This window comes from Polaribacter sp. HA6-7, from assembly GCF_055693625.1.
The window spans coordinates 1,430,473-1,453,196 of sequence record NZ_CM146338.1 but is presented as its reverse complement, the minus strand read 5'-3'; the positions used below and the strand labels follow the sequence as shown (position 1 = coordinate 1,453,196).

General features: G+C 29.5%; 26 protein-coding genes and 3 pseudogenes. 16 read left to right on the top strand and 13 right to left on the bottom strand.

Annotated elements, in window-relative coordinates; genetic code table 11:
- The first annotated feature begins 145 nt into the window (after positions 1–145).
- The 8 genes and pseudogenes from ACZ1HD_RS07975 (at position 146) to ACZ1HD_RS07940 (ending at position 6,700) form a co-directional block, all read left to right on the top strand.
- A complete protein-coding gene (locus ACZ1HD_RS07975) occupies positions 146–538 on the top strand; it encodes a hypothetical protein (RefSeq protein WP_472689132.1) in 393 nt (130 codons plus the stop codon).
- Positions 539–1,654, top strand: coding sequence for a hypothetical protein (locus tag ACZ1HD_RS07970; RefSeq protein WP_472689131.1), 1,116 nt, complete (start codon positions 539–541; stop codon positions 1,652–1,654).
- A 97-nt stretch (positions 1,655–1,751) separates the two neighbouring features.
- Positions 1,752–2,770, top strand: a pseudogene (locus ACZ1HD_RS07965) (AAA family ATPase).
- 20 nt (positions 2,771–2,790) lie between these two features.
- Entirely contained in the window at positions 2,791–4,125 is a 1,335-nt protein-coding gene (locus ACZ1HD_RS07960; RefSeq protein ID WP_472689130.1) for a DUF58 domain-containing protein, read from the top strand.
- A 43-nt stretch (positions 4,126–4,168) separates the two neighbouring features.
- Positions 4,169–4,549, top strand: a complete 381-nt coding sequence (locus tag ACZ1HD_RS07955) for a DUF805 domain-containing protein (protein ID WP_472689308.1) — start codon at positions 4,169–4,171, stop codon at positions 4,547–4,549.
- A gap of 12 nt (positions 4,550–4,561) precedes the next feature.
- Positions 4,562–4,996, top strand: coding sequence for a DUF805 domain-containing protein (locus tag ACZ1HD_RS07950; RefSeq protein ID WP_472689129.1), 435 nt, complete (start codon positions 4,562–4,564; stop codon positions 4,994–4,996).
- Positions 4,997–5,017: 21 nt separating this feature from the next.
- Entirely contained in the window at positions 5,018–5,389 is a 372-nt protein-coding gene (locus ACZ1HD_RS07945; protein ID WP_472689128.1) for a DUF805 domain-containing protein, read from the top strand.
- Positions 5,390–5,497: 108 nt separating this feature from the next.
- Positions 5,498–6,700 carry a multidrug effflux MFS transporter gene (locus ACZ1HD_RS07940; RefSeq protein WP_472689127.1) on the top strand — a complete coding sequence of 401 codons (1,203 nt, stop codon included), beginning with the start codon at positions 5,498–5,500 and terminating at the stop codon, positions 6,698–6,700.
- A 3-nt stretch (positions 6,701–6,703) separates the two neighbouring features.
- On the opposite strand, the gene ACZ1HD_RS07935 is transcribed toward ACZ1HD_RS07940, so the two are convergent.
- Complete coding sequence (locus ACZ1HD_RS07935) at positions 6,704–7,249, bottom strand: DUF4251 domain-containing protein (RefSeq protein WP_472689126.1); 546 nt, start codon at positions 7,247–7,249, stop codon at positions 6,704–6,706.
- Between the two features lie 109 nt (positions 7,250–7,358).
- On the opposite strand from ACZ1HD_RS07935, the gene ACZ1HD_RS07930 reads away from it, so the two are divergent.
- Both ACZ1HD_RS07930 and ACZ1HD_RS07925 read left to right on the top strand, forming a co-directional pair.
- Positions 7,359–7,583, top strand: coding sequence for a pseudouridine synthase (locus ACZ1HD_RS07930; protein ID WP_472689125.1), 225 nt, complete (start codon positions 7,359–7,361; stop codon positions 7,581–7,583).
- 10 nt (positions 7,584–7,593) lie between these two features.
- The gene (locus ACZ1HD_RS07925) at positions 7,594–8,067 is read left to right on the top strand and encodes a pseudouridine synthase (RefSeq protein ID WP_472689124.1); all 474 of its coding nucleotides are present in this window, start codon (positions 7,594–7,596) and stop codon (positions 8,065–8,067) included.
- A 165-nt stretch (positions 8,068–8,232) separates the two neighbouring features.
- Here ACZ1HD_RS07925 and ACZ1HD_RS07920 read toward each other — a convergent pair whose 3' ends face one another.
- The 5 genes from ACZ1HD_RS07920 to ACZ1HD_RS07900 form a co-directional block, all read right to left on the bottom strand.
- Positions 8,233–8,418, bottom strand: coding sequence for a CPXCG motif-containing cysteine-rich protein (locus ACZ1HD_RS07920; protein WP_340933994.1), 186 nt, complete (start codon positions 8,416–8,418; stop codon positions 8,233–8,235).
- On the bottom strand, positions 8,418–9,422 hold the full coding sequence (locus tag ACZ1HD_RS07915) for an NADP-dependent oxidoreductase (protein WP_340933995.1): 1,005 nt from the start codon (positions 9,420–9,422) through the stop codon (positions 8,418–8,420). Before ACZ1HD_RS07915 ends, ACZ1HD_RS07920 begins: the two co-directional genes overlap by 1 nt.
- Before the next feature lie 34 nt (positions 9,423–9,456).
- Positions 9,457–11,445 carry an alpha-ketoacid dehydrogenase subunit alpha/beta gene (locus tag ACZ1HD_RS07910; protein WP_340933996.1) on the bottom strand — a complete coding sequence of 663 codons (1,989 nt, stop codon included), beginning with the start codon at positions 11,443–11,445 and terminating at the stop codon, positions 9,457–9,459.
- A gap of 112 nt (positions 11,446–11,557) precedes the next feature.
- Entirely contained in the window at positions 11,558–12,037 is a 480-nt protein-coding gene (locus ACZ1HD_RS07905; protein WP_077809232.1) for an Lrp/AsnC family transcriptional regulator, read from the bottom strand.
- Positions 12,038–12,122: 85 nt separating this feature from the next.
- Positions 12,123–12,968: a M14 family zinc carboxypeptidase gene (locus ACZ1HD_RS07900; protein WP_472689123.1), complete on the bottom strand. Its 846-nt coding sequence runs from the start codon at positions 12,966–12,968 to the stop codon at positions 12,123–12,125.
- Between the two features lie 550 nt (positions 12,969–13,518).
- On the opposite strand from ACZ1HD_RS07900, the gene ACZ1HD_RS07895 reads away from it, so the two are divergent.
- The 3 genes and pseudogenes from ACZ1HD_RS07895 to ACZ1HD_RS07885 all read left to right on the top strand — a co-directional run bounded on the left by ACZ1HD_RS07895 (position 13,519) and on the right by ACZ1HD_RS07885 (position 15,110).
- The gene (locus ACZ1HD_RS07895) at positions 13,519–13,881 is read left to right on the top strand and encodes a helix-turn-helix domain-containing protein (protein WP_077809230.1); all 363 of its coding nucleotides are present in this window, start codon (positions 13,519–13,521) and stop codon (positions 13,879–13,881) included.
- 77 nt (positions 13,882–13,958) lie between these two features.
- Positions 13,959–14,737: pseudogene (locus ACZ1HD_RS07890) on the top strand (HipA family kinase).
- Positions 14,727–15,110, top strand: coding sequence for a DUF3037 domain-containing protein (locus tag ACZ1HD_RS07885; protein WP_472689122.1), 384 nt, complete (start codon positions 14,727–14,729; stop codon positions 15,108–15,110). The pseudogene ACZ1HD_RS07890 and the gene ACZ1HD_RS07885 overlap by 11 nt, the downstream one beginning before the upstream one ends.
- Before the next feature lie 360 nt (positions 15,111–15,470).
- Here ACZ1HD_RS07885 and ACZ1HD_RS07880 read toward each other — a convergent pair whose 3' ends face one another.
- From ACZ1HD_RS07880 to ACZ1HD_RS07870, 3 genes are all read right to left on the bottom strand, one after another.
- On the bottom strand, positions 15,471–15,929 hold the full coding sequence (locus ACZ1HD_RS07880; RefSeq protein WP_472689121.1) for a hypothetical protein: 459 nt from the start codon (positions 15,927–15,929) through the stop codon (positions 15,471–15,473).
- A gap of 81 nt (positions 15,930–16,010) precedes the next feature.
- Complete coding sequence (locus ACZ1HD_RS07875; protein WP_472689120.1) at positions 16,011–16,787, bottom strand: radical SAM protein; 777 nt, start codon at positions 16,785–16,787, stop codon at positions 16,011–16,013.
- Positions 16,788–16,795: 8 nt separating this feature from the next.
- On the bottom strand, positions 16,796–17,323 hold the full coding sequence (locus ACZ1HD_RS07870; protein ID WP_472689119.1) for a hypothetical protein: 528 nt from the start codon (positions 17,321–17,323) through the stop codon (positions 16,796–16,798).
- Positions 17,324–17,486: 163 nt separating this feature from the next.
- Between ACZ1HD_RS07870 and ACZ1HD_RS07865 the strand changes: the two genes are divergently transcribed.
- From ACZ1HD_RS07865 to ACZ1HD_RS07855, 3 genes are all read left to right on the top strand, one after another.
- The gene (locus ACZ1HD_RS07865) at positions 17,487–17,795 is read left to right on the top strand and encodes a hypothetical protein (protein WP_472689118.1); all 309 of its coding nucleotides are present in this window, start codon (positions 17,487–17,489) and stop codon (positions 17,793–17,795) included.
- 280 nt (positions 17,796–18,075) lie between these two features.
- Positions 18,076–18,438, top strand: a complete 363-nt coding sequence (locus ACZ1HD_RS07860; protein ID WP_472689117.1) for a hypothetical protein — start codon at positions 18,076–18,078, stop codon at positions 18,436–18,438.
- A 256-nt stretch (positions 18,439–18,694) separates the two neighbouring features.
- Positions 18,695–19,375 (top strand): tRNA-uridine aminocarboxypropyltransferase, encoded by a 681-nt coding sequence (locus ACZ1HD_RS07855; RefSeq protein WP_472689116.1) that lies wholly within the window; start codon positions 18,695–18,697, stop codon positions 19,373–19,375.
- 48 nt (positions 19,376–19,423) lie between these two features.
- Here ACZ1HD_RS07855 and ACZ1HD_RS07850 read toward each other — a convergent pair whose 3' ends face one another.
- The 4 genes and pseudogenes from ACZ1HD_RS07850 to ACZ1HD_RS07835 form a co-directional block, all read right to left on the bottom strand.
- Complete coding sequence (locus tag ACZ1HD_RS07850; RefSeq protein WP_472689307.1) at positions 19,424–19,579, bottom strand: zinc-dependent peptidase; 156 nt, start codon at positions 19,577–19,579, stop codon at positions 19,424–19,426.
- Positions 19,580–19,632: 53 nt separating this feature from the next.
- The gene (locus tag ACZ1HD_RS07845; RefSeq protein WP_472689115.1) at positions 19,633–20,199 is read right to left on the bottom strand and encodes a zinc-dependent peptidase; all 567 of its coding nucleotides are present in this window, start codon (positions 20,197–20,199) and stop codon (positions 19,633–19,635) included.
- A gap of 24 nt (positions 20,200–20,223) precedes the next feature.
- On the bottom strand, positions 20,224–20,682 hold the full coding sequence (locus ACZ1HD_RS07840) for a hypothetical protein (protein WP_472689114.1): 459 nt from the start codon (positions 20,680–20,682) through the stop codon (positions 20,224–20,226).
- A 620-nt stretch (positions 20,683–21,302) separates the two neighbouring features.
- Positions 21,303–22,664, bottom strand: a pseudogene (locus ACZ1HD_RS07835) (M1 family metallopeptidase); the annotation flags it as partial.
- Positions 22,665–22,724 lie beyond the last annotated feature (60 nt).

Here is a 22,724-nt window from a genome sequence, read left to right as displayed (position 1 = left end):
CACAGGTAAAGATTTTATTTATAAAGAAGAAAAAGAAAAGAAAAGATCTAATACCGATTTAAGTTTTTTAACAAGTATTGCCTCTTTTTTAAAAGTAATTTTTCCTTTTCTATTAGGCGGAATTGTAATTTTTATCATCTTAAAAGTGGCTCTTGGTTCTAGAATTGGTTTTTTCAATTTTAAGAAAAATCCTAAAAAAACGTTAGAAAAACTAATTTATGAAGAAGATGATATTAATGAATTAGATCTAAATGCACTTTTAGAAAAAGCATTACAAACAGAAAATTATAAATTAGCTATTCGTTATTATTTTTTAAAAACATTAAAAGCACTTGCTACCAAAAAACTAATTAATTATCATAAAGACAAAACGAATTCAGAGTACAAATTTGAACTTAAAAAAGGTACAATTAGAAATCAATTTTCTTATTTAACCTATGTATATAGCTACGTTTGGTATGGCGATTTTGCCGTGTCTAAAAGTGAGTTTTCTATATTACAAACTAAATATGAATCATTTATAAAAAACATTTCTTAAATGATGTACTTTAAAAACATATTTAGAATTTTCTTAATTATTACCTTGGTTTTTATAACAGGTTGTACAAAAACCAATTGGAATGAAAATTACAGAGAAAAAGAAAAAAGTCCGTTTGGAAATTATATAATCTCAAAAGAAGCTTCTAACTTATTTCGAGATACAGATGTTACAATTCTTAAAGAAAATTTTTACGACACAACTATTTTTTCTTTTGATGGCGATACGATCGGTAAAAAAAATTATGTTTTAATAAAAAATAGTGCTTTTAAACAAACTAAAGAAGGTACTAAATCTTTGTTAGAGTTTGTGTCTAAAGGAAATGCTGCATTTATATCTTTACATTATTTTAATGCCGATTTTAAAGAAGCTTTAGAGTTTAGCATCAATAATTTAGATAAAAACACTTTTGGCAATCAAAACTTAAAAAAATTAAACGGAGAATTTTACCTAAAACATCCAGATTTTGGTAAAAAACCATATTTGTATTCTAGAAATATTAAAAGAAATTATTTTTTACAATACAACGAAGGTAAAACAATGGTTTTAGGTACAACAAAGATAGATGGCGAAGAAGTACCTAATTTTGTAAAAATCTATCATGGTAAAGGTGCTTTTTATTTACACACAAACCCTATTGTATTTACAAATTACTACTTATTAGAAGGTAAAACAGATTACGTGGCCAACCTACTCTCCTATTTACCAAACAATAAAGTTTTATGGGACGAGCATATTAAATCGAGTGAATTTTCACAGAATCCAGATGATAAACCATCCATATTTAATTATTTCTTAAAACACCCAACGCTTACTTGGTTTTTATATGTATCAATAATTGGCTTACTATTTTTTATGCTCTTTAATGCGCGCAGAAAACAAAGAGCAATACCAGTTCTAAAACCTTTAGAAAATACCACTGTTGCTTTTACCCAAACAATTTCTAACTTGTATTTAAGCGAAGAAGATCATCAAAATTTAGTTGACAAAAAAATTACATTTTTCTTAGAAAAAATTCGTTCGAAATACTTAATTGACACAACAATTTTAAATGCTGATTTTATTAAAAAACTAGCAGCAAAATCAGTAACGAACTGCAGAAAACAAAATACTTAATACATACAATTATTACTTTAAATAAAAAGACAGAATGTTCTAAAGAACAATTAATTGTATTGCATAAAATGATAGAAAATTTCTTTAAAAAATAACTATGGAATCTTTAAATACAGCACAACCAAATTCATCAGAAGAAACGAATAATATCGAGTTTAAAAATCGATTAGATGTAAGTGAATTACAAGAAAATGTTTTTAAAATTAAAGAACAATTGCAAAAGGTAATTGTTGGGCAAAAGGACATGTTAGAACTGTTAATTGTTGCCTTATTATCTGATGGACACGTTTTAATTGAAGGTGTGCCTGGTGTTGCCAAAACAATTACTGCAAAACTTTTATCTAAAACTATTGCTGCAGATTTTAGTAGAATTCAATTTACGCCAGATTTAATGCCTTCGGATATTTTAGGAACTTCGGTTTACAATCTACAAACCTCTGAATTTGAGTTTAAAAAAGGGCCTATTTTTTCGAACATGATTCTTATTGATGAAATTAATCGTGCACCTGCAAAAACCCAAGCTGCTTTATTTGAAGTGATGGAAGAAAAACAGGTAACTATTGATGGTAAAACCTATAAAATGGAAGAACCTTTTATGGTTTTAGCTACGCAAAATCCTATAGAACAAGAAGGTACTTATAGATTACCCGAAGCGCAATTAGATCGTTTTTTATTCAAAATAAATGTAACATATCCAAATGCAGAAGAAGAATTTGAAATCATATCAAAAGAACAAGCCTTAAATAATACCACAAAATCTAGTAAAATAGAAACTGTAATTTCTGCCTCTAAAATTAAAGAATTTAGAAATTTGGTAAATCAAATAGCAATAGAAGAAAATTTATTAAAATACATTGCTAACATTGTTGTAAACACAAGATCTAATTCTTTTTTATACTTGGGCGCTTCACCAAGAGCAAGTATTGCAATCTTAAATGCATCTAAAGCATTTGCAGCCATAAATGGTAGAGATTTTGTAACACCAGAAGATGTTAAAAAATCGACAATACCTGTTTTACAACACAGAGTTATTGTAACTCCAGAAGAGAAATGGAAGGTTTAGGAAGCAAGCAAATTATAGAGCAAATTATAGAAGCAGTAGAAATACCAAGATAATTTAAAGAGAAAACCAAACCTTGAAAAACTTTTACAATTCACTCTTTTTAAACAATAGATTTTTCTATTTATTAGGTACAATTGCAGCACTTTTTGTTGTTGGCTTTTTTGTACCCGTATTTTTCGAAATTTCTAAAGTGCTACTTTTTATACTTTTAACAATTTCGTTAATTGATGTAATTCTTTTGTATAAATTAAGAAATGGTGTCGAATTTTCAAGAAATTTACCCGAAAGATTATCTAACGGAGATGTGAATACTATTCGTTTGAACTTTACTAATACTTATGGTTTTAATGCGCATTTAAATATTATTGAAGAGTTACCCTATCAGTTTCAAAAAAGAGATGCCAATTTCAATTTAAGCATTGCTACTGGTGATAATAAATCCCTTTTTTATGATTTAAAACCTAATCAAAGAGGAGTTTACAACTTCGGAAAAACAAACATTTATACGAATACTCCGCTACAATTAGTAACTAGAAAATATGTTTTAGGAGAGGAGAAAATCTTAAAATGTTACCCTTCATTTTTAAAACTAAAAGAATTCGATTTTAAAGCTTTTACCAACAGCACAGTATCTTACGGCACAAAAAAAGTGAGAAGAATTGGGCATTCTTTAGAATTTGAGCAAATTAAAGAATATGTTTCCGGAGACGACATTAGAACTTTAAACTGGAAAGCAACAGCTAAAAGTAACCAACTGATGGTCAATCAGTATGTAGAAGAAAAGTCGCAACCTGTTTATGCTATAATCGATAAAGGTCGTGCAATGCAAATGCAATTCAATCAACTTTCTTTATTAGATTACGCTATAAATGCTACACTTGCAATTAGCAATATCGTTTTAAGAAAACAAGACAAAGCCGGAATGTTATCTTTTTCTAAAAAATTAGAAGATTGGATTGTTGCTGAAAAAAGGAATTCTCAAATGAATTTGATTTCTGAATCTCTATATAACCTTAAAACTGATTTTTCTGAATCTGATTTTAGTACGCTATACGCAGTTATAAAAAGAAAAATTACGCACAGAAGTTTGTTAATTATCTATACAAACTTCGAAACTATGGATGGTTTAAACAGGCAACTACCCTATTTACGTGCTTTAGCAAAAAATCATTTGGTATTAATTATATTTTTTAAAAACACGGAATTGCAAGCTTTAATTAATACAGATACAGACAATATACAAGATGTTTACGACAGTATTATTGCAGAAAAGTTTATGTATGAAAAGGTTAGAATTGTAAATGAGTTGAAAAAATACGGAATTCAATCTGTTTTAACTGCACCAGAAAATTTAACTGGAGATGTTATTAATAAATATCTTGAATTAAAATCTAGAGGATTGTTCTAAAAAAACTATTTTCGTCAAAAAAAGCAATGAATTATTATAAGTACTGCATAAAAAACTATGCAAATTTTTCGGTCGTGCTAGAAGAAAAGAATATTGGATTTTTCTTCTTTGCAATCTAATTATATTTACAATACTTGGGTTTCTTGCAGAGTTTATAAATACATTCACTTCAACTAACGAAGGGTTTTTATTAATAGGTATTTTTGGTCTATTTATAATTACACCACATTTAGCTTGTGCAGTTAGAAGATTACATGATGTTAACAAATCTGGTACTTATTGGTTTGTTAGATTTATTCCGTTAATTGGGCCTATTTGGCTCTTAATTTTATTTTTAGAAAACAGCTGGGAAGGACAAAATAAATACGGAATGAATCCGAAGAAAATGGATGCATCAGAATTAGAAAATATAGGAAAAGAATAAAACCAAAAAACTATGGATTGGTATTTAAAAGTATTAAAAGACTATTTTAAATTTTACAGCAGAGCTAGAAGAAAAGAATATTGGATGTTCTTTTTATTTCATTATTTGTTTACAGGACTTTTATTGTTTCTTTTTATATATTCTAACGAAAATCTTTTTGATTATAACCAAGAGTTTGAAACTGAAAACACTTCATATCTATTTTTAATCCTTTTATTAATTTATACATTAGCTACCATTATACCTTCTTTAGCTGTAAGCTCAAGAAGAATGCACGATTTAGGTAAAAGTGGCGCATGGTTTTTTATCAACCTTATACCATACATTGGTGGTTTTTGGTTTTTGATATTAACTTGTATGGAAGGCGAAAATAAAGTGAATCAATACGGTGAAAATCCGAAAGGAATAAACAATAACAGAGAAATAGATTTTATAGGAAAAGAATAAGTTCACTTAAAAATAAGAAAAATGAATTGGTATTTAAAAGTTTTAAAGCAGTATACAGATTTTAAAGGAAGAGCAAGAAGAAAAGAGTATTGGATGTTTGTATTGATAAATTCAATAATATCATTTTCGCTTAAGTTTATAATGTATGGTTCATTGGTTTCTACTGAAACATCGCTTATTGAAACCATATATTCTATTGCAGTATTTTTACCATATTTAGCTGTAGGAGTTAGAAGAATGCACGATGCTGGTAAAAGTGGTTGGTTTTTATTGATTCCTTTTTACAACTTGTATTTAGCTTGTACTGATAGTGAAAATGGTGAAAATAAATGGGGATCAAACCCAAAAGGTTTAGGAAACAGCAATGAAATAGATTTTATTGGAAATGAATAATTTCTTTAATTTTTACATAATAAAAAGGACTGCAATTTTGTAGTCCTTTTTTTATGTAAAAAACGAATATTTACAGAATTATAAAAGTGAATAAACTACTTTTGCCGAATGGAAATTAGACAAAAATCTGAAATAGAATTTATTATTGTAATGGCTTCTTTAATGTCTTTAGTGGCATTAGCTATAGACGCTTTATTACCTGCAATAACAGATATTGGTCTGTCTATTAATGTGACAAATTCTCAGAATAATCAGTTATTAATTACCATGATTTTTCTAGGTTTAGGTTTTGGACAGTTAATTTCAGGTCCGTTATCAGATAGCTTTGGTAGAAAACCTGTAATTTATGTAGGTTTTATTGTCTTTGCTTTTGCAAGTTTGGTGTGTATCTTTTCTAAAAATTTAGAAATGATGATATTTGGTAGAATTCTACAAGGTATTGGTCTTTCTGCACCTAGAACTATAAGTATTGCAATGGTTAGAGATCGTTTTAGCGGTAATTATATGGCCAAAGTAATGTCTTTTGTTGTGGTTATTTTTATTCTAGTTCCTGTTGTTGCACCTGCTATTGGTAAAATAATGCTAGATTCTTATGGCTGGAAATCTATTTTCTATAGCCAATTAGTGTTTGGTTTGTTTGTAATGCTTTGGCTTTGGAAAAGACAACCAGAAACACTGAAAGTAGCAAATAGAAAAAAATTTAAATTATCTTTATTTGTTTCGGGAACAAAAGAATTTATAAAACATAAAAATGCTGTAATTTTTACTTTATTCTCTGGTTTTATTACTGGCTCTTTTATGGTTTATTTAAGTGCAAGTCAGCAAATATTCGAAAAACAATATCATTTAAAAGAAGAATTTCCGTTTATTTTTGCAGGTTTGGCAATTAGCATTGGTATTGCAACATTCTTAAACGGAACTTTAGTTGTGAGATTAGGAATGTTTAAATTGGTTAAAATTTTTACAGTATTATTTACACTTATTCCAATTATCTACATATCGCTATTTTATGGTGAAAGCAACCCAAGTATTTATGTGTTGATAACATTTTTTGCTGTACAATTTTTTGCAATTGGCTTTTTATTCGGAAATACGCGTGCCTTAGCCATGGAACCTATTGGTCATATTGCTGGTATTGGTGCAGCAATTAATGGTTTTTTCTCTACTATAATGGCAGTTCCTATTGCTACATATATTGGTGGATTTTTAGATAAAACTGCATTACCATTATTTATAGGTTTCTTTATCTGCGGATTAATTGCTCTTTGCTTAATTCAGTATTTGAATATTGCTAATAAGAAAGCAAGTTAAAACTTAGTTATTACTGTTTTCGGTTAATACTTTCCAATTTCCGTTATAATAAATTGTTGATCTATGACTGCTATTTACATTCAAACTACAATTGCTGTTTGGGTATAAAGTTAACGTAGCATTGTAACCTTCGTCTTTTGCATTTAAAGTATACTTTAAAATATAAGCTCCTTTTTTAGCATCAAAAGTTTTTTTAACAACCTTTGGCTTGCCTTCAAATTTAATTCCTGCATCTGCATTGAAACCCCTAGACAATTGCTGCTGACCGTAAAAAGGCAAATCTACATGAACACTATCATTTTTAATTCTAAAAAAATTAGCATTTCCGGATAAATTAATATTATTTGTAGAGCTACCTGGCGGTAATAAATTTTCTAATCCTCTTACATTATTATTTAACCCCATTGGCTGCGCCCAATCAAAAATTGCTTCTATATTTTTACTAGCTACGGTTTCTTTTAAATTATCAATTTCTGCTTGTGTAGCGGTACTTTTTAAACTAGAACAACCAAAGCAAAAAACTAATAAACTTACCAATACTATTCTCATAATTAAATATTTTATTGATTATTAGGTATCTAAATTTACAAAAAAGGAATTTAAATTCATTTAAAGATATCACAAATTAAATGGTATTTTTGAAATCTAAATAATAGAAATGAGTGTACACATTATTTTTGAAGATGATTATATCTTATGCGTTAGTAAACCTAACAATGTTGTGGTTCATCATGCGCATCACTCTAGAAACGTTGCTGATGAAGCCTCTCTTTTACAATTAGTTGAAGCGTTGAAAGGAATAAAAACGTACCCGATACATCGTTTAGACAGAAAAACATCTCGGTATTATTTTATTAGCAAAAGAAAAACAATACGTTTCTAAGTTTCAAGAATTGTTTACTAATAATCAAATTGAAAAAACATATTACGGTTTGGTTAGAGGTTTTGCTCGAGAAGAAAAAATAATAGATTCGCCAGTAAAAGGACGTGATGCCAATGTACACAAAGATGCATTAACAGTTTTAAAAACTTTAGAAAAGGTAACACTAGAAATTCCTGTAAAACCCTACGATTCTTCTCGTTATAGTCTTATTGAAATGAAACCTAAAACAGGTAGAATGCATCAATTAAGAATTCATACCAATAAAATCAGCAATCCGTTGATTGGCGACCCTAAATATGGCGATAAAAACCACAATGTAATGTTTGAAAACAACTTTGGTTGGTGCAAAATGTTTTTACACGCTGGTAAATTAGAATTTAAGCATCCTTTTTCTGAGGAATCCTTAAGTTTAAAAGCAAAGTTTCCGGAAGATTGGCAGCATGCTTTTAAAGAATTCTCTTGGAAAAATCCATTAGCAAATTAAGCACTTAAAATCGGTATAGAGCTATTGTTTCCAAAATTTCTTAGCCCTGATAGAGCGGTTTGTTTGAGCTCTTTTTAGATTTTTTTATAAAAAGATATTTTTATAAAAACAATCTAGCGAAGCGAAAAAAAGCGAGTAGCGAAAGCAGGAAATAGCTTCTAAAAATTATTGTTCGATACTTTGTGTATTAAAGGCTATTAATTCTCCTGCCTCAAAAGTTGGTGTAACTTCTATAGGATTACAGCAAACCTCACAATCTTCTATATAGGTTTGCTGATGTACGCTTGCATCTAAAATCATCGATACTTCTTCCCAACAATATGGGCATTGAAAAAAATGCTCTTGCTCCACTACTCTTTTACTTTTAAAACTAATTTTCCGTTTTTATTACCCGTAAAAAGTCTATTATAGGTTTCTTGAAAGTTTTCGATTCCGTTGTAAATATCTTCTTTCGATTTTAGTTTCCCTTCTTGTAACCAGCCACTCATTTCTTTTACAGCTTTACCAAAATCTTTGGTATAATCCATTACCATAAGACCTTGCATTGTAGAACGTGTTACTAACAATGATAGATAATTACTAGGACCTTGTACTTTACTTTTGTTGTTGTATTGAGAAATTGCTCCACATATAATTACTTTTGCATGCATTCTTAATTTGCTTAATGCTGCATCTAGTATTACACCACCTACGTTATCAAAAAAGACATCGATACCTTTAGGACATTTCTTTTTTAAGGCAGAATAAATATTCTCGTTTTTATAGTCTATAGCACCATCAAAACCTAACTCATTTACAATGTAGTCACATTTTTCTTTTCCGCCAGCAATACCAATTACTGTACAGCCTTTTATTTTAGCTATTTGCCCAACAATAGCACCAACAGCCCCTGCAGCACCGGATACCAAAACGATATCTCCTTGTTTAACTTTTCCTACTTCTAAAATACCAAAGTACGCCGTCATTCCTGGCATACCTAAAGTACCCAAATACATTGGCATCGAGGCCAAACTTTCATCTACTTTAAACCAGCCATCTCCGTTTGTAATAGAATATTGTTGTACGCCACCCCAACTTGTTACACAATCTCCCACTTCAAATTTTGGATTGTTATTTGTTTTGATAACTTTACCAATAGCACCTGCTCGCATAACGTGATCTAATGCTACTGGCGGAATGTATGATTTTGAATCATTCATCCAACCGCGCATTGCTGGGTCTAATGATATATAATGATGTTCTATTAAAATTTCTCCGTCTTGTAACTCAGTAATTTCATTACTTTCTAATTGCCAAGTATTTTCATCTGGATAACCTTTTGGTCTATTTTTAAGTATAACTTGTTTGTTAATCATGAATACTAATTTTTAACTCTAAAAATACTAATTTTTAATAATTTAAAAGCACTTCTATAGCTTTATCTAATCGACTTTTTCCTAAATACTGATTTTCTAATTCCGCTTGAAAAGGTATAGGAGTTTCTAAGCTTGCAATTCTAGCAACCGGTGCGTCTAAATATTCGAAACAGTTTTCGCTTATTAATGCAGAAATATCACTAGCCAAACCACCAAACATAGAATCTTCTTGTACAATAATTGCTTTACCTGTCTTTTTTACAGAACTATATATTGTTGCAACATCTAAAGGTTGTAACGTTCTTAAATCGATTACATCTATATTTTCTATTTGTTGCTTTTCTAAAGACTCTAAAACCCAATGTATTGCAGCACCATAACTAATAATTGTTAATGCATCACCTTGTTTTACAACAGCTGCTTTACCAATTTCTGTTGTATAACTATTTGTTGATACCTCTTGATAAACAGAACGGTACAAAGCTTTATGCTCGAAAAACATTACAGGGTTTGGATTCTCTATTGCCGAAGCTAGCAACCCTTTTGCATCTGATGGAAAAGCCGGATAAACAACAATTAAACCAGGAGTTTTGGTAAACCAAGCTTCGTTTGTTTGACTATGAAAAGGCCCTGCATTAACACCTGCACCGCAAGGCATTCTTACTACAATGTCTGCTTTTTGTTGCCAACGATAATGTGATTTTGCTAGTAAATTTACAATAGGATTAAATCCTGATGATACAAAATCTGCAAATTGCATTTCCATAACAGCTTTAAATCCGTTAACAGACAAACCATAAGCAGCAGAAACAATTGCAGACTCACAAATTGGAGTATTTCTTACACGTTCTTTGCCAAATTTCTCTAAAAATCCATCAGTAATTTTAAAAACACCGCCATAAGCTGCAACATCTTGCCCCATGATAATCAAATTACCATTTTTTTCCATTGCTTGCTCCAATCCTTCCGAGATGGCATCAACAAATCTTATTTTTTTCTTGTCAAGAGACGGAACTATTTCTTTATAACTATAATCTTTATAAACGTCTTTTAACTCCTCTTCTAAATTTGGTGTAATTTCTTCCTCATTATACGCTATATCTAAATTTGTATTTATTTCTGATGTAATTTCAGTACGAAAAGACGCATCTAATGTTTCTGAAAGAACACCTTCTTCTAATAAAAATTCTTTAAAATTTTCTAACGGATCTTTATCTGCCCAACTATCTAATAAATCTTGTGGTACGTACTTTGTTCCACTCGCTTCTTCGTGGCCACGCATTCTAAAGGTTTTAAACTCTAACAATACTGGTCTTGGTTTTTTTCGAATACTTTCGGCTATTTCAGATACTTTTGCATACACCTCTAAAATATTATTCCCATCAATTACATAACTCTCCATGCCATAACCAATGCCTTTATCGGCAATATGATTGCATTTAAATTGTTCTGATGTAGGCGTAGACAAACCATATCCATTATTTTCTACACAAAATAATACCGGTAAATCCCATACAGAAGCAACATTTAAGGCCTCATGAAAATCTCCTTCACTTGTACCACCTTCTCCTGTAAAAACTGCACAAACTTTGCCATTTTGTTTTATTTTATTTGCTAATGCAATACCATCTGCAACGCCTAATTGTGGCCCAAGATGCGATATCATGCCAACAATATGAAATTCTTGTGTCCCAAAATGAAAACTTCTATCTCTACCTTTAGTAAAACCATTTAATTTACCTTGCCATTGCGAAAAAAGTCTGTATAAAGGAATTTTACGTGTTGTAAACACTCCCAAATTTCTGTGCATTGGTAAAATGTACTCATCATCGTACAAAGCAGCCGTTACACCAACTGCAATAGCCTCTTGCCCAATGCCGGAAAACCATTTAGATATTTTACCTTGACGCAAAAGAATTAACATTTTTTCTTCTATCAATCTAGGTAACAACATTTCTTTATATAAATGTAAAAGTTGTTCTTTTGCTATAGAATTTGCGATAAATTTAATTTTACTTGCCATACGTTGTATATTTCATAACGTTAACAAACATAAACAATCAAAAGTAGAATCCACAAAAAAATCCTTATCATTTTAATGATAAGGATTTCTAATTATTAATAAGTAAAATACTCTACAATTCTTTAAAAATTGCGTGCATCATTCTCTTTTTATCGTTTATACTTTCTTCTAAAGCAATCATAGTTTCTGTTCTATTTACTCCAGGAACATCGTCTATTTGATATATAATGTCTTTTGCATCATTTGTTCCTTTTGCTCTAACTTTACAGAAAATATTATATTTACCTGCTGTTACATATGCAACAGTAACGTTAGGTATGTTTCTTAAGTTTTCTATAACGCTCTGTGTCATAGACGTTTTTTCTAGATATACACCAACATGTGCTATAAAAGAATAGCCCATTTTTTCGTAGTTAAGTGTTAAAGTAGAACCTTGAATAATACCTTCATCCTCCATCTTTTTTACACGAACGTGAATGGTTCCTGCAGACACTAATAATTGTTTTGCAATATCTGTAAATGGTGTTCTAGCATTCTCTATTAAAATGTCTAAGATTTGATGGTCTATTTCGTCTAAAATGAATTTTTTCATAATTTATATATTATTCAATTATAATCGCAAATTTATAAATTTAATTTAAGAGAACAATGAAAAAAATGAGAAATATCTAATGTTTTTAGCTTTCGAAAACGATTTCGTGGTGACCAATTTTGCCTTTTAAGCTACTTTCTTCTACTTTAACCAATGTCGAAACTAACTCACCATCAACAATTTGATCTTTATATTGGTAGGCAATATCTTTCTTTTCGCCTGAATATCGATGAATTATATCATAAAAATCTTTTGCGTTGTTTGGGATAGTAAAGTAGTCTTTATACTCACTAAAATCTTCGGTAATTGCAATATGATACAAACCTTGTAAAATAGCATAAAAAGTATATTCTCTAGACACTTCTCTTACATAATCATCAGGATAGTGCCCAGATTCAATTAAGACAGTATTGTAACCTAACTTTTGAAAATTATCTCCGGTAGCCGTTGGGTAAAACTCATCAGTGTATCTACCTATATAATTCGGAATCATTTTTTGCAAAACAGCGTTCATAGCTAGAATTACATTCATTGTCTGTTTTCTACCTTTAGTTAACGCCCTTGTTACCTCTTCTGATGGCGCTAAGAAAGATATTGTAGCAGGGTTTTTAGTGTTTTCTACATTAAATATAGTTCTTTGGTCGTGTAAATTAAAACAAAACTGCGGATTAAAATCTTCTAAAACACTTCTTAATAACTTGCTTTCTTTTGCAATTCGATCTACAGCATCTCTATTAAGATCTATATTATTACCATTTACTCTTGTATAAACTTCTGCTCCGTCTGGATTTAACATAGGTATAAAAACCAATGTACATGCATCTAAAATTGTTTGTAATTGCTCTTTATTAGTATTTAAAAAGCAATTAAATAGATCGAATAATGCTTTTGTACCCGTACTTTCATTTCCGTGCATTTGCGACCACAACAATATTTTTTCTTACCATTACCTATTTTAAGTTTATAAATAGGCATTCCTTTTTCTGATGTACCTATTTCTTGCACAAGAAATTTTGATTCATATTTCTGAAACAAACTTTCTATGTCTTTAAAACGAATCCATTTTCCGAGAAGAGAAGTTTCTTTTTGTTCTTTAAAAATGGTGTTCAAAAAATCTACTGCTAACAAGCTCATAATAATCGGTTGTAAAATCTTTGTAAAAATAAAGCAATCACATTTGTAATCAAACTAAAATGTTACAAATGTAAATCACCCAATTGTTACAAATGTAAACCTATAATTCTGTTTACAAAGTTACTTTTGTAAACATGATTTCTATTTTTCAATTCAGAAAGATATTTGATTATATATCAATATAATAATTTTCTATTTAAAAATTTTAAATATATGTATTTTAGTGTTTTATGTAGATTAACTAAAGTTTTACTTTACCAATTTAAACGCGTAATAAAACTAGGTGTAAATTTACCTTTGTGGTTACAATAATATATTTTACATTTGTAAAACAACAAGTTGTTACAATGATAAACACAGCCAATTTTACAAGTAAACTGAAAAAAGTAATGGAACATCATCAACTTTCGGCATCTACGTTTGCAGATAAAGTTGGTGTGCAACGTTCTAGCATCTCTCATATTTTATCCGGAAGAAACAAACCAAGTTTAGATTTTATATTAAAAGTAACATCAGAATTTAACGACGTAGATATTAATTGGCTCTTAAAAGACGAAGGTGTTTTTCCTAAAAATGCAGTTCAGAAAATAAAACAGCACACCCCTTCTTCACCTACTTTATTTTCTTCAGAAAAAAATAACAGCGGAAAAAATATTCAACGAATTGTAGTTTTTTATGATGATGGTACTTTTGAAGAATATCAAAAATAATTTTACGTTTACTTTTCGTTTTCAACAAAAAGCTAATTTTTACAACAAACTTGTTTAAATAGTATATTTTAGTACTTATGAATAAAATTGATATAAGAACAGTAAATGTGGTTCAGTATTTACAACCTTTAAGAGAAGGTGGTTCTTTGCCTGCAATTGTAAAAGCAGATGATGGTTTTTTGTATGTCTTAAAATTTAGAGGAGCCGGACAAGGAACCAAAGCTCTAATTTCTGAATTTATTGGTGGCGAACTTGCGAGAGCTTTAAACCTGAAAGTTCCGAACTAGTATTTATGAATTTGGATGATTCTTTTGCAAAAACAGAACCCGATGAAGAAATACAAGATTTATTAAAATTTAGTGTGGGTTTAAATTTAGGACTTCATTTTTTATCGAGCGCAATTACTTACGACCCTTTGGTTTCTAAAGTTGATGCTTTTACGGCATCTAAAGTTGTATTGTTAGATAGCTTGATTAGTAATATCGATAGAACAACAAAAAATACAAACTTGCTGCATTGGAATAATGAACTTTGGGTAATTGACAATGGCGCTAGTTTTTACTTTCACCATAATTGGAGTACTTGGGAAAATCATTTAACAAGAACGTTTCCGTTAATTAAAGACCATGTACTTTTAGAAAAAGCAACAAAACTAAAAGAAGCTGCACTTGAAATTAAAAAAGAAATAAACGAATCTATTATAAATGAAATCGTTTCTAAAATTCCGGAAGATTGGTTGGAGAATGAAGGTGAAGTTTTAAAACCTAACGAAATGAGAAATGCATATATTACTTTTTTAAATGCAAAATTAAAGATGTTAGATTCATTAGTAAAAGAAGCAGAAGATGCAAGATAGATTTACATTTGAATATGCAATTATACGTGTTGTGCCAAAAGTAGAACGCGAAGAATTTTTTAACGTGGGTGTAATTCTATTTTCTAAAAGAAAAAAGTTTTTAGGAATTAAATACCATATTAACCCGGACAAGTTAAAAGCACTTGCCCGAGAATTAGATCTTAATTTTTTAAATAATTACTTAGCAGCTTGGGTGCAAATTTGTGAAGGCAATAAAGCCGGAGGTAAAATTGGTGAATTTGAAATTGCAGACAGATTTAGATGGCTTGCTGCTTGCAGAAGTACAATTATACAAAGCTCTAAAACACACCCTGGTTTGTGTGAACAACCAGAAGATTCTTTAAATGATATTTTTAAGAAATTTGTAATGTAACTTACAATAGCATATAATTATACTAAAATAATTATTGAATTGATGTTGCCTCTTTATCAAAGACAACTTACAGCAGGTATAAAAATTATGATTAACTAATATTTCTAAAAAAATCTACTATATTTTTATAAATATACTAGATATTTTTTTGCTAAATCATGTTAGCATATTTACGTTTACAAATAAAAACTATTTTTTGATTCTTAACTTAAGTAACAAACAAGTTTAGCCCTGATTGTAGCATTTGTTTGAGCTCTTTTTTAGTTTGTTCGCGAAAATTTGTGAAGTATGAACAAATTTATAAAGTGAACATACTAAAAAAAGCGAGTGCGAAAAGCAGGAAATAGCTTCTAAAAAAATCTATAAATGACTAGCGATTAAATTATTTTTAACAGTAACCTCTGGTACTTTAAAATTGAAATAATTAGACAACGGAATTTTGAAACCTTTATGATTTAAATAATTATTTAATGCAATATTTAATCCTTCGCTATAAAGATGATGCTCTGCCCCTGTTGGATCTTCGTGAAATAAATCGTTTTCTGCAAAACCTTCAAACTTTGGTCCTGTAATTTTAATTTTAAATTCTTCTGGATTTTTACCTACCGGACTATGACTTGTACAAGCAAATTGATGCCAAAAAGCAGATTGAATACAATTGTTATAAAACAACTGACGCACAACTTCTAAAGAATCGATAGTTTCTTGCGCTGTTTCTGTAGGAAAACCAAACATTAAATAAGCATGAACCATTATATTTTCATCGGAAAATGCTTTGGTAACTCTTGCTACTTGCCCAATGTCTACTCCTTTTTTCATTTTTGCTAACAACCTATCGGATGCAACTTCTAAACCACCAGTTACTGCAATACAACCTGATTTAGATAAAAGTGCACACAGTTACGGCGTAAAAGTTTTTTCGAATCTAATATTTGTCCACCAAGTAATAAACACTTTACGTTCTAGTAATTTATTGGCTAATGCTCTTAACATTTTTGGTGGTGCTGCTTCGTCTACAAAATGAAAACCAGTTATACCTGTTTCTGCAATTATCTTTTCGATTTTATTTACCAAATCGTCTGCAGTAGTGTTTTGATAATTGCCGATATAATCTAAAGTAACGTCACAAAACGAGCATTGTTTCCAATAACAACCATGAGAAATAGTTAACTTATTCCATTTACCATCAGACCACATTCTGTGCATCGGATTCATAACATCTAAAAAAGATAAGTATTTTGCTGTTGGCAAACCAACATAACTTGGTGCTGGTAAATTTTTATGATGAAAAATTGTATTCGGAGTTTTATCTGCATAAACAACTTTGTTTTCTCTGCAAATAAAAGTTCTTTCTAAAGACTCCTCTCCTATTTTATTTTCTAAATATTCTGTAATTCTTAACAACGGCCCTTCACCATCATCTAAAGTTATAAAATCTACGTAATTAAAAATACGCGTGTCTGATAAACGTCTAAGTTCTGTATTGCAATAACCTCCGCCAAAAGCAACCTTAATTGTTGGATATTTTTCTTTGATAAATTGCGCACATCTTAATGCCGAAAACAAGTTACCAGGAAACGGAATTGTAAAACAAACCAAATTATAAGCATCTTGTTGTAATTGTTCTTCTAACAAATACAACATTTCGTCTTCTATTAAAGTGGTTTCATATTGCAAACATTCTTCTAAAGTATTAAAACTAGATGCTGCTCTACCAATTTGTTCTGCATAACGTGTAAAAGAAAAAACTCGTCTACATTGGTATTTATAAAATCGCCCAATTCTTCTACAAATAAAGTGGCAATGTGTTTTGCTTTGTCTAAAATACCAAGTTTACCAAACTCTGTAGATAAATCTTTGTTTAGTTTTATACGCCTGTGCCCGTGTGGTAAAAAATCTTTGTGCACAATTTGATAAGCTGCAGTAACTTCTTGTACACGTAAATAATTCATTACAGTATCTACTTTGTCTATATATGCTTCTCTTTGTTGCCAAACCAAAGGCAACGCAGTATTACCAAGCATTTCTGCTTGTTTAAAAATGGCATCTATAAATTCTTTAGTAAAAACACTTGTAAATAACTCGATACTTAAATCTAGCTGCTTCGTTTTAACATCTTTAGCATCTAAAAACCCTTTAATATATGCTGTAGCAGGATAAGCAGTATTTAACTGCGTAAATGGCGGAGTAATTAAAAGTGCGTTAGTAGACATCTAATTTATTAAAATGCAAAGATACTACCTCAATTATAATTACTCTTTAAATTTTTAATGCTTTTTATTAAGATTGATTTTCTTACAAAAACAGGTATTTATACGTAAATTCTTTGCCAACTAAAAACTTACATTCGTTTTATAACTTAAAAACAATTTAATTTTGAATAGTAACCCTAACTTTATTGAAATTAAAACAGAAACCACAAAACTGTTAGATCCTGAAATTACTCAGGAAAATGCTAAAATTAGTTTAGATAAAATTCATCTTAAATTACAAGAAACAACTGCTATTACAGGTTCTGATTTTTCAATTGAAAATTTAGCAGCAATACCTACTTCAAAAGGAAAAGCCTTGGGTTTAAATTATGCTGCTTTATGTTTATTAGATTACAAAAGAACAACTCTTTTTTTACAAGCGATATATACTGCGATAAAAGAACTGCAAGACAAAAAACCTAAAAAAAGATAAAAATATTTTATGCCGGTTGCGGACCTTACGCACCTTTTTTCACATTGATATGTACTCTTTTTAAACAAAGTGAAATTGAGTTTTCTTTGCTTGATATTAATATTGCATCAATAAATTCAACAAAAAAATAATTCATGCCTTTAACTTATTTCCATACATAAGTTCAATTTATACTGCAGACGCCACAACTATAAAAGTACCTAAAAGTGTATGTTATAACATTTTAATAAGCGAAACTTTAGATGCTGTTTTATATAGAGAATGTTATGTACCTATTTTAATGAATTTATTACCTCAGTTTAAGAAAGACGTAATTTTGATTCCAGAAAATGTGGTGCTCACTTCTTCTTTAATTAATACTGATGAACCTGACAAAGAAGAAGAACTTTTAGATGTTATTTTTGATGTTAGAAATAGCATACTAAATAATACAATTTCAAATAATTTCAATCCTTTAAAAGTTGCTATTTCTAAGAAAACAGAACACTATAATTCTTTGGTAATTGATACAAATGTTCATATTTATAAAGACTATTGGTTAAAAAGGTACGATTCTACTTTAACAACACCTTACGCTTATCACCTAGAAAAACCATTTACTAAGCAAAAAGCTGTTTTTACATATCATTTGGATCCGAAATAGAAATGAAATTAACTTTTGAGTAACTAAATTATTCTGTTTCATCGTAGATACTTCTTTACATATTGTAGTATTTTTAAAATTGGAAAAGAGAAAAATTTTACAGATGATGATCATCTTTTTTCCCTGATATATTTCTGATTTAAAAAGTAGTAGTTTTGCAAACTAAATTTTTAATACTCACAAATTAAAGGCATCTAAACAAAAATTTATTTTGCAAGAAGAAAGTTATAATTACAGAATACAATGTTACAAATGTATGAGACCAAATAGTACTTGTATTTGTAAACACATCCGTTCTTTTGATACAAAAACTCGTTTTATTATTTTAATGCATCCGAAAGAATATAAAAAAGAGAAAAACGGAACGGGAGTTATGACAAATCTTCAGTTAAAAAATGCTGAAATAGTAGTTGGTGTAGACTTTACCAAAAACAAACGAATTAATGATATAATTGATAATAAGGAAAATTCTTCTTTCTTATTATACCCAGGTAAAGAAAGTTTTAATTTATCTACTAGAAAAAAACCGGAAATAGAACGTTTTTTAGATAAAAAACCTCATATTTTTATTCTTGATGGTACTTGGCCTTGTGCAAGAAAAATGCTGAAGCTAAGTAAAAACTTACAGGAATTAAATAGAATAAGTTTCGACAACAAAATAAAGTCTAAATTTATTATCAAACAACAGCGAGAATCGCTTTGTCTTAGTACGATAGAGTCTGTTTACACGGTTTTAAATCTACTTAAAAAAGCAGAAATAGAAAATTGTGATACTTCTAATTTTCTAGTTCCTTTTAAAAAAATGATTGGGTATCAACTTGATTATTTATTAAACCCCAAAAGTAAAAATTATCTTCCGGAAGCTAGTAATATTATTACACCTAAAAATAGTTATAAGAAAGAAACTCAAAGAAGTATTATTTACGAACAAGAATAATTTGCGTTCTTAAATCTACTTTTTTTACTCTTTTTAAACTTCTAAAAATTATTTGATAAAACAAGACGCTAACATCTTATATAAATCTGGGTGTTTTCTTTTCATTAGTTTAGGTCTTTCAAAGAAATACTCTCCAGCCACAGCTAAAAATTCAATTTCAGATGTTCCTCCGTAATTTCTAATATCAGAATCATCATTATTAATTTCTTCGATTTTTTTATGAATTAACTGTAAATAAGGAATCGTGTATTGTTTTTCTAGTAAAACTTCGGAATACCATCAATAACACCATCCGATTTATCGAGAAGATGAATAAACTCGTGAATAGCTGTGTTTCCTTTATCTGTTTTATTATGAAAACCATGATGCAGTGCTTTTCTTGATAAAATCATTTGATTTTCAAACCTTCCTGTACCCACTAAACCACCAATATTTCTGTGTGCTGCCTTAGAGTCAAACTGTAAATCATCATCAAAATAATCTGGATAAATTAAAACCGTTGTTAAGTTTGTATACTGCCAAGAAGGAAATCTAAATACCGGAATTACAGCACTGGCAGCAACTAACAACGCATCTAACTCTTCCAATTCAAATTTAATAGCCCTAATATGAACGGATGCTAAAAAGCCTGCCATTTTTTCTCGAAAAAGTTGTTGCTCTTTTTCTGTAAGTTTTTGATAAAATAAAACGTTATCCTTTAAAACACTATGCCAATGGTTGGGTACAGAAATTTTTTCAATGTTTTTAATCGCTCTTTTTTTATTACTTCTAATAGTAAATATTAAAAGTATTAATAATAAAGAGATTGCAATAATATAAAGCATTCTACTATTTTTTAATAAAAAATATTACAAGAGACCCGTCATTGCTTCTTTTACAATCGCAATATTTCTATCTTTATTGGTGTTTGTAGATTTTTCTTGCTCTTGTATTATTGTTCTCATTAAGTTGATTACTACTTTGTCGAAGCTAAACTTTTTATATTGATTTCCTTTGGTTACCATATCTTCTACTAAATTCTGAATAGCCAACATATTATTACTTTTAGAGATCATTTTAAAAGCTTTTTCATACATCACTTTTGTTGGTCCTTGTCCGGATAAAAACATACCGTAAACAACACTTTTAGCAATAAATGGTAATTCTGTTTCGTCTTTAGACTCAATAAATATTTGTGTTAACGGTGTTGCCAATATTTTACGAACATCGTCTGGTAATTCTTTAGATTTTTTTAAAGCCAAATCTTTATCTATATAATACATAGCAACTAAAGATTTTCCTAAAACTGCATACGATTTACTTTGCAAACCTTTTGTAAAAATAGATTTTAATTCGGGTCTGTTAATTTCCCTAAAGTTTCTATAGCAGCAGCTTTAACTAATGTTTTAGCATCATTATTAGCCAATTGCATAATTTTTCTAATGGCATCTTTCTTAGAAAATTTATTAATTAAATCGATATTTTCTAAAGCTAGTACTCTAATTTTATATGAAGAATCATCTAAAGCTGATACAACAGCATTAAATGCAACTTTATCGTCTTGTTTTTTTACAACTTCTAAAAGAGCCTCTCTTCGATGCATAAAATGTGTTGCATTTTTTAACTGAAAAATATAATCACTTAAAACTTTATTTTCATTAAACTCTGCCAACAATACACCATCAGAATTTATCTGAATTAAATCCGGCATTGTATTAAAAGGAAATGTGAATGAAGCATCCTTATTCTCTACAAAAACAGTTTCTCTTCTACGCTTATTACCTTCAAAAATATCTAATGTTAAAGGAAATTGAAAATTTTCTGGTTGCAGTTGTAAAATGTTTACTGTCACAGTTTTTCTTAACTTATTATAATCATAAGAAACATCTATTTTTGGATGATTTGCACCAAAATACCATTGATTAAAGAACCAGTTTAAATCTTTACCAGTTACTTTCTCGAAAATTAAACGCAATTGATGTGCCTCTGCTGCCTTATATTTATAGTCATTTAAATACGTTTTTAAGCTTTCGAAAAAAGCTTTGTCTCCTAAATAGTTTCTTAGCATGTGCAAAATAGCGCCACCTTTGTTATAGCTAACTAAATCGAACATATCTTCTTTATCTAAATAATTAAAACGAACCAAATCTTTATCAGATTCTTGACCTTCTAAATATAAACTAACATTAGAATGCATGTACATTTCTGCTGCCTCTTCTCCGTATTTATATTCTTGCCATAAATATTCGCTATAATTCGCAAAAGACTCGTTAAGTGTTAAATTAGCCCAACTCTCTGTTGTTACTAAATCGCCAAACCAATGATGAAAAAGTTCGTGTGCTATAGTGTTTTCATGAGTGTTTTCGTCTATTAATTGTCCGGGTGTTTGGTAGGCTTGTTCACCATGAACAACTGCTGTGGTATTTTCCATAGCACCGGAAACATAATCTCTAACAACCATTTGGCTGTATTTATTCCAAGGATAAGCAACGCCCAATTTTTCTGAAAAGAATTGTATCATTTACGGTGTATTACCAAAGATATCTTTTGCATATTGTGCATATTCTTTTTCTACATAGTAGTTTACCGGAATATTTTTATAAGAATCTTTTACTATCTCGAACTCGCCAACACCCATAAAAAATAAATAAGGTGCATGTTTTTGATCCATTTTCCAGTAATCAGTTCTTAAATTGCCATTATTAGTTTGATTTACAAGTGATCCATTAGATAAAGTAACAAATTTGTTATGAACTGTAATGTAAATTTCTTGTGTAGTTTTTTGATTGGGCGCATCTATTGTTGGAAACCAACAACTGCTTCCCTCTGTTTCTCCTTGTGTCCGGATTTGTGTTGGCTTATTTTTATCTGCACCATCAGCATTTATAAAATACAACCCTTTTGCACCAGTAATTACCGCACTACCTTTGTCTTTAACTTTTTCTGGCCTTGCTGTATATTTTAAATAGATCGTAAATTTTTCTTCTTTTGTATACTTTTTTGGAAGTTTTATTACAATTTGAGCATCATCATAATCGTAATTTAATTTTGTTCCGTTTAAAGAAACTTCATCAAACAACATTGCTTTTGCATCTAACGTAAAAAGGTTTGTAGCATAGAAATGAGGTTTTGCAGTAACCCAAGCTTCACCGTTTAATTCTTTTTTATCAAAATTAAAATTAACTTTTAGTTTGGTATGAATTAAGTTGTGCGTTTTTTCTCTTTCTGCCCTATAAATGGCATTATTTTGTGAGAAACTTATGGTGTTTATCGATAGGAATGCAAGTAGAATCCGGATTTTAATCTTCATAAATAATATATTCTTCTAAACTTCAAAAATACTAAATATGAAGATAGAACGTGTTAATGA

What these genes read in the sequence shown, in the direction of transcription:
- ACZ1HD_RS07970 (WP_472689131.1), top strand. Translation starts at nt 539, where the DNA reads ATGATGTACTTTAAAAACATATTTAGAATTTTCTTAATTATTACCTTG.
- ACZ1HD_RS07950 (WP_472689129.1), top strand. Translation starts at nt 4,562, where the DNA reads ATGGATTGGTATTTAAAAGTATTAAAAGACTATTTTAAATTTTACAGC.
- ACZ1HD_RS07945 (WP_472689128.1), top strand. Translation starts at nt 5,018, where the DNA reads ATGAATTGGTATTTAAAAGTTTTAAAGCAGTATACAGATTTTAAAGGA.
- ACZ1HD_RS07940 (WP_472689127.1), top strand. Translation starts at nt 5,498, where the DNA reads ATGGAAATTAGACAAAAATCTGAAATAGAATTTATTATTGTAATGGCT.
- ACZ1HD_RS07935 (WP_472689126.1), bottom strand. Translation starts at nt 7,249, where the DNA reads ATGAGAATAGTATTGGTAAGTTTATTAGTTTTTTGCTTTGGTTGTTCT.
- ACZ1HD_RS07930 (WP_472689125.1), top strand. Translation starts at nt 7,359, where the DNA reads ATGAGTGTACACATTATTTTTGAAGATGATTATATCTTATGCGTTAGT.
- ACZ1HD_RS07915 (WP_340933995.1), bottom strand. Translation starts at nt 9,422, where the DNA reads ATGATTAACAAACAAGTTATACTTAAAAATAGACCAAAAGGTTATCCA.
- ACZ1HD_RS07910 (WP_340933996.1), bottom strand. Translation starts at nt 11,445, where the DNA reads ATGGCAAGTAAAATTAAATTTATCGCAAATTCTATAGCAAAAGAACAA.
- ACZ1HD_RS07905 (WP_077809232.1), bottom strand. Translation starts at nt 12,037, where the DNA reads ATGAAAAAATTCATTTTAGACGAAATAGACCATCAAATCTTAGACATT.
- ACZ1HD_RS07895 (WP_077809230.1), top strand. Translation starts at nt 13,519, where the DNA reads ATGATAAACACAGCCAATTTTACAAGTAAACTGAAAAAAGTAATGGAA.
- ACZ1HD_RS07885 (WP_472689122.1), top strand. Translation starts at nt 14,727, where the DNA reads ATGCAAGATAGATTTACATTTGAATATGCAATTATACGTGTTGTGCCA.
- ACZ1HD_RS07880 (WP_472689121.1), bottom strand. Translation starts at nt 15,929, where the DNA reads ATGAAAAAAGGAGTAGACATTGGGCAAGTAGCAAGAGTTACCAAAGCA.
- ACZ1HD_RS07870 (WP_472689119.1), bottom strand. Translation starts at nt 17,323, where the DNA reads ATGTCTACTAACGCACTTTTAATTACTCCGCCATTTACGCAGTTAAAT.
- ACZ1HD_RS07860 (WP_472689117.1), top strand. Translation starts at nt 18,076, where the DNA reads ATGAATTTATTACCTCAGTTTAAGAAAGACGTAATTTTGATTCCAGAA.
- ACZ1HD_RS07855 (WP_472689116.1), top strand. Translation starts at nt 18,695, where the DNA reads ATGAGACCAAATAGTACTTGTATTTGTAAACACATCCGTTCTTTTGAT.
- ACZ1HD_RS07845 (WP_472689115.1), bottom strand. Translation starts at nt 20,199, where the DNA reads ATGCTTTATATTATTGCAATCTCTTTATTATTAATACTTTTAATATTT.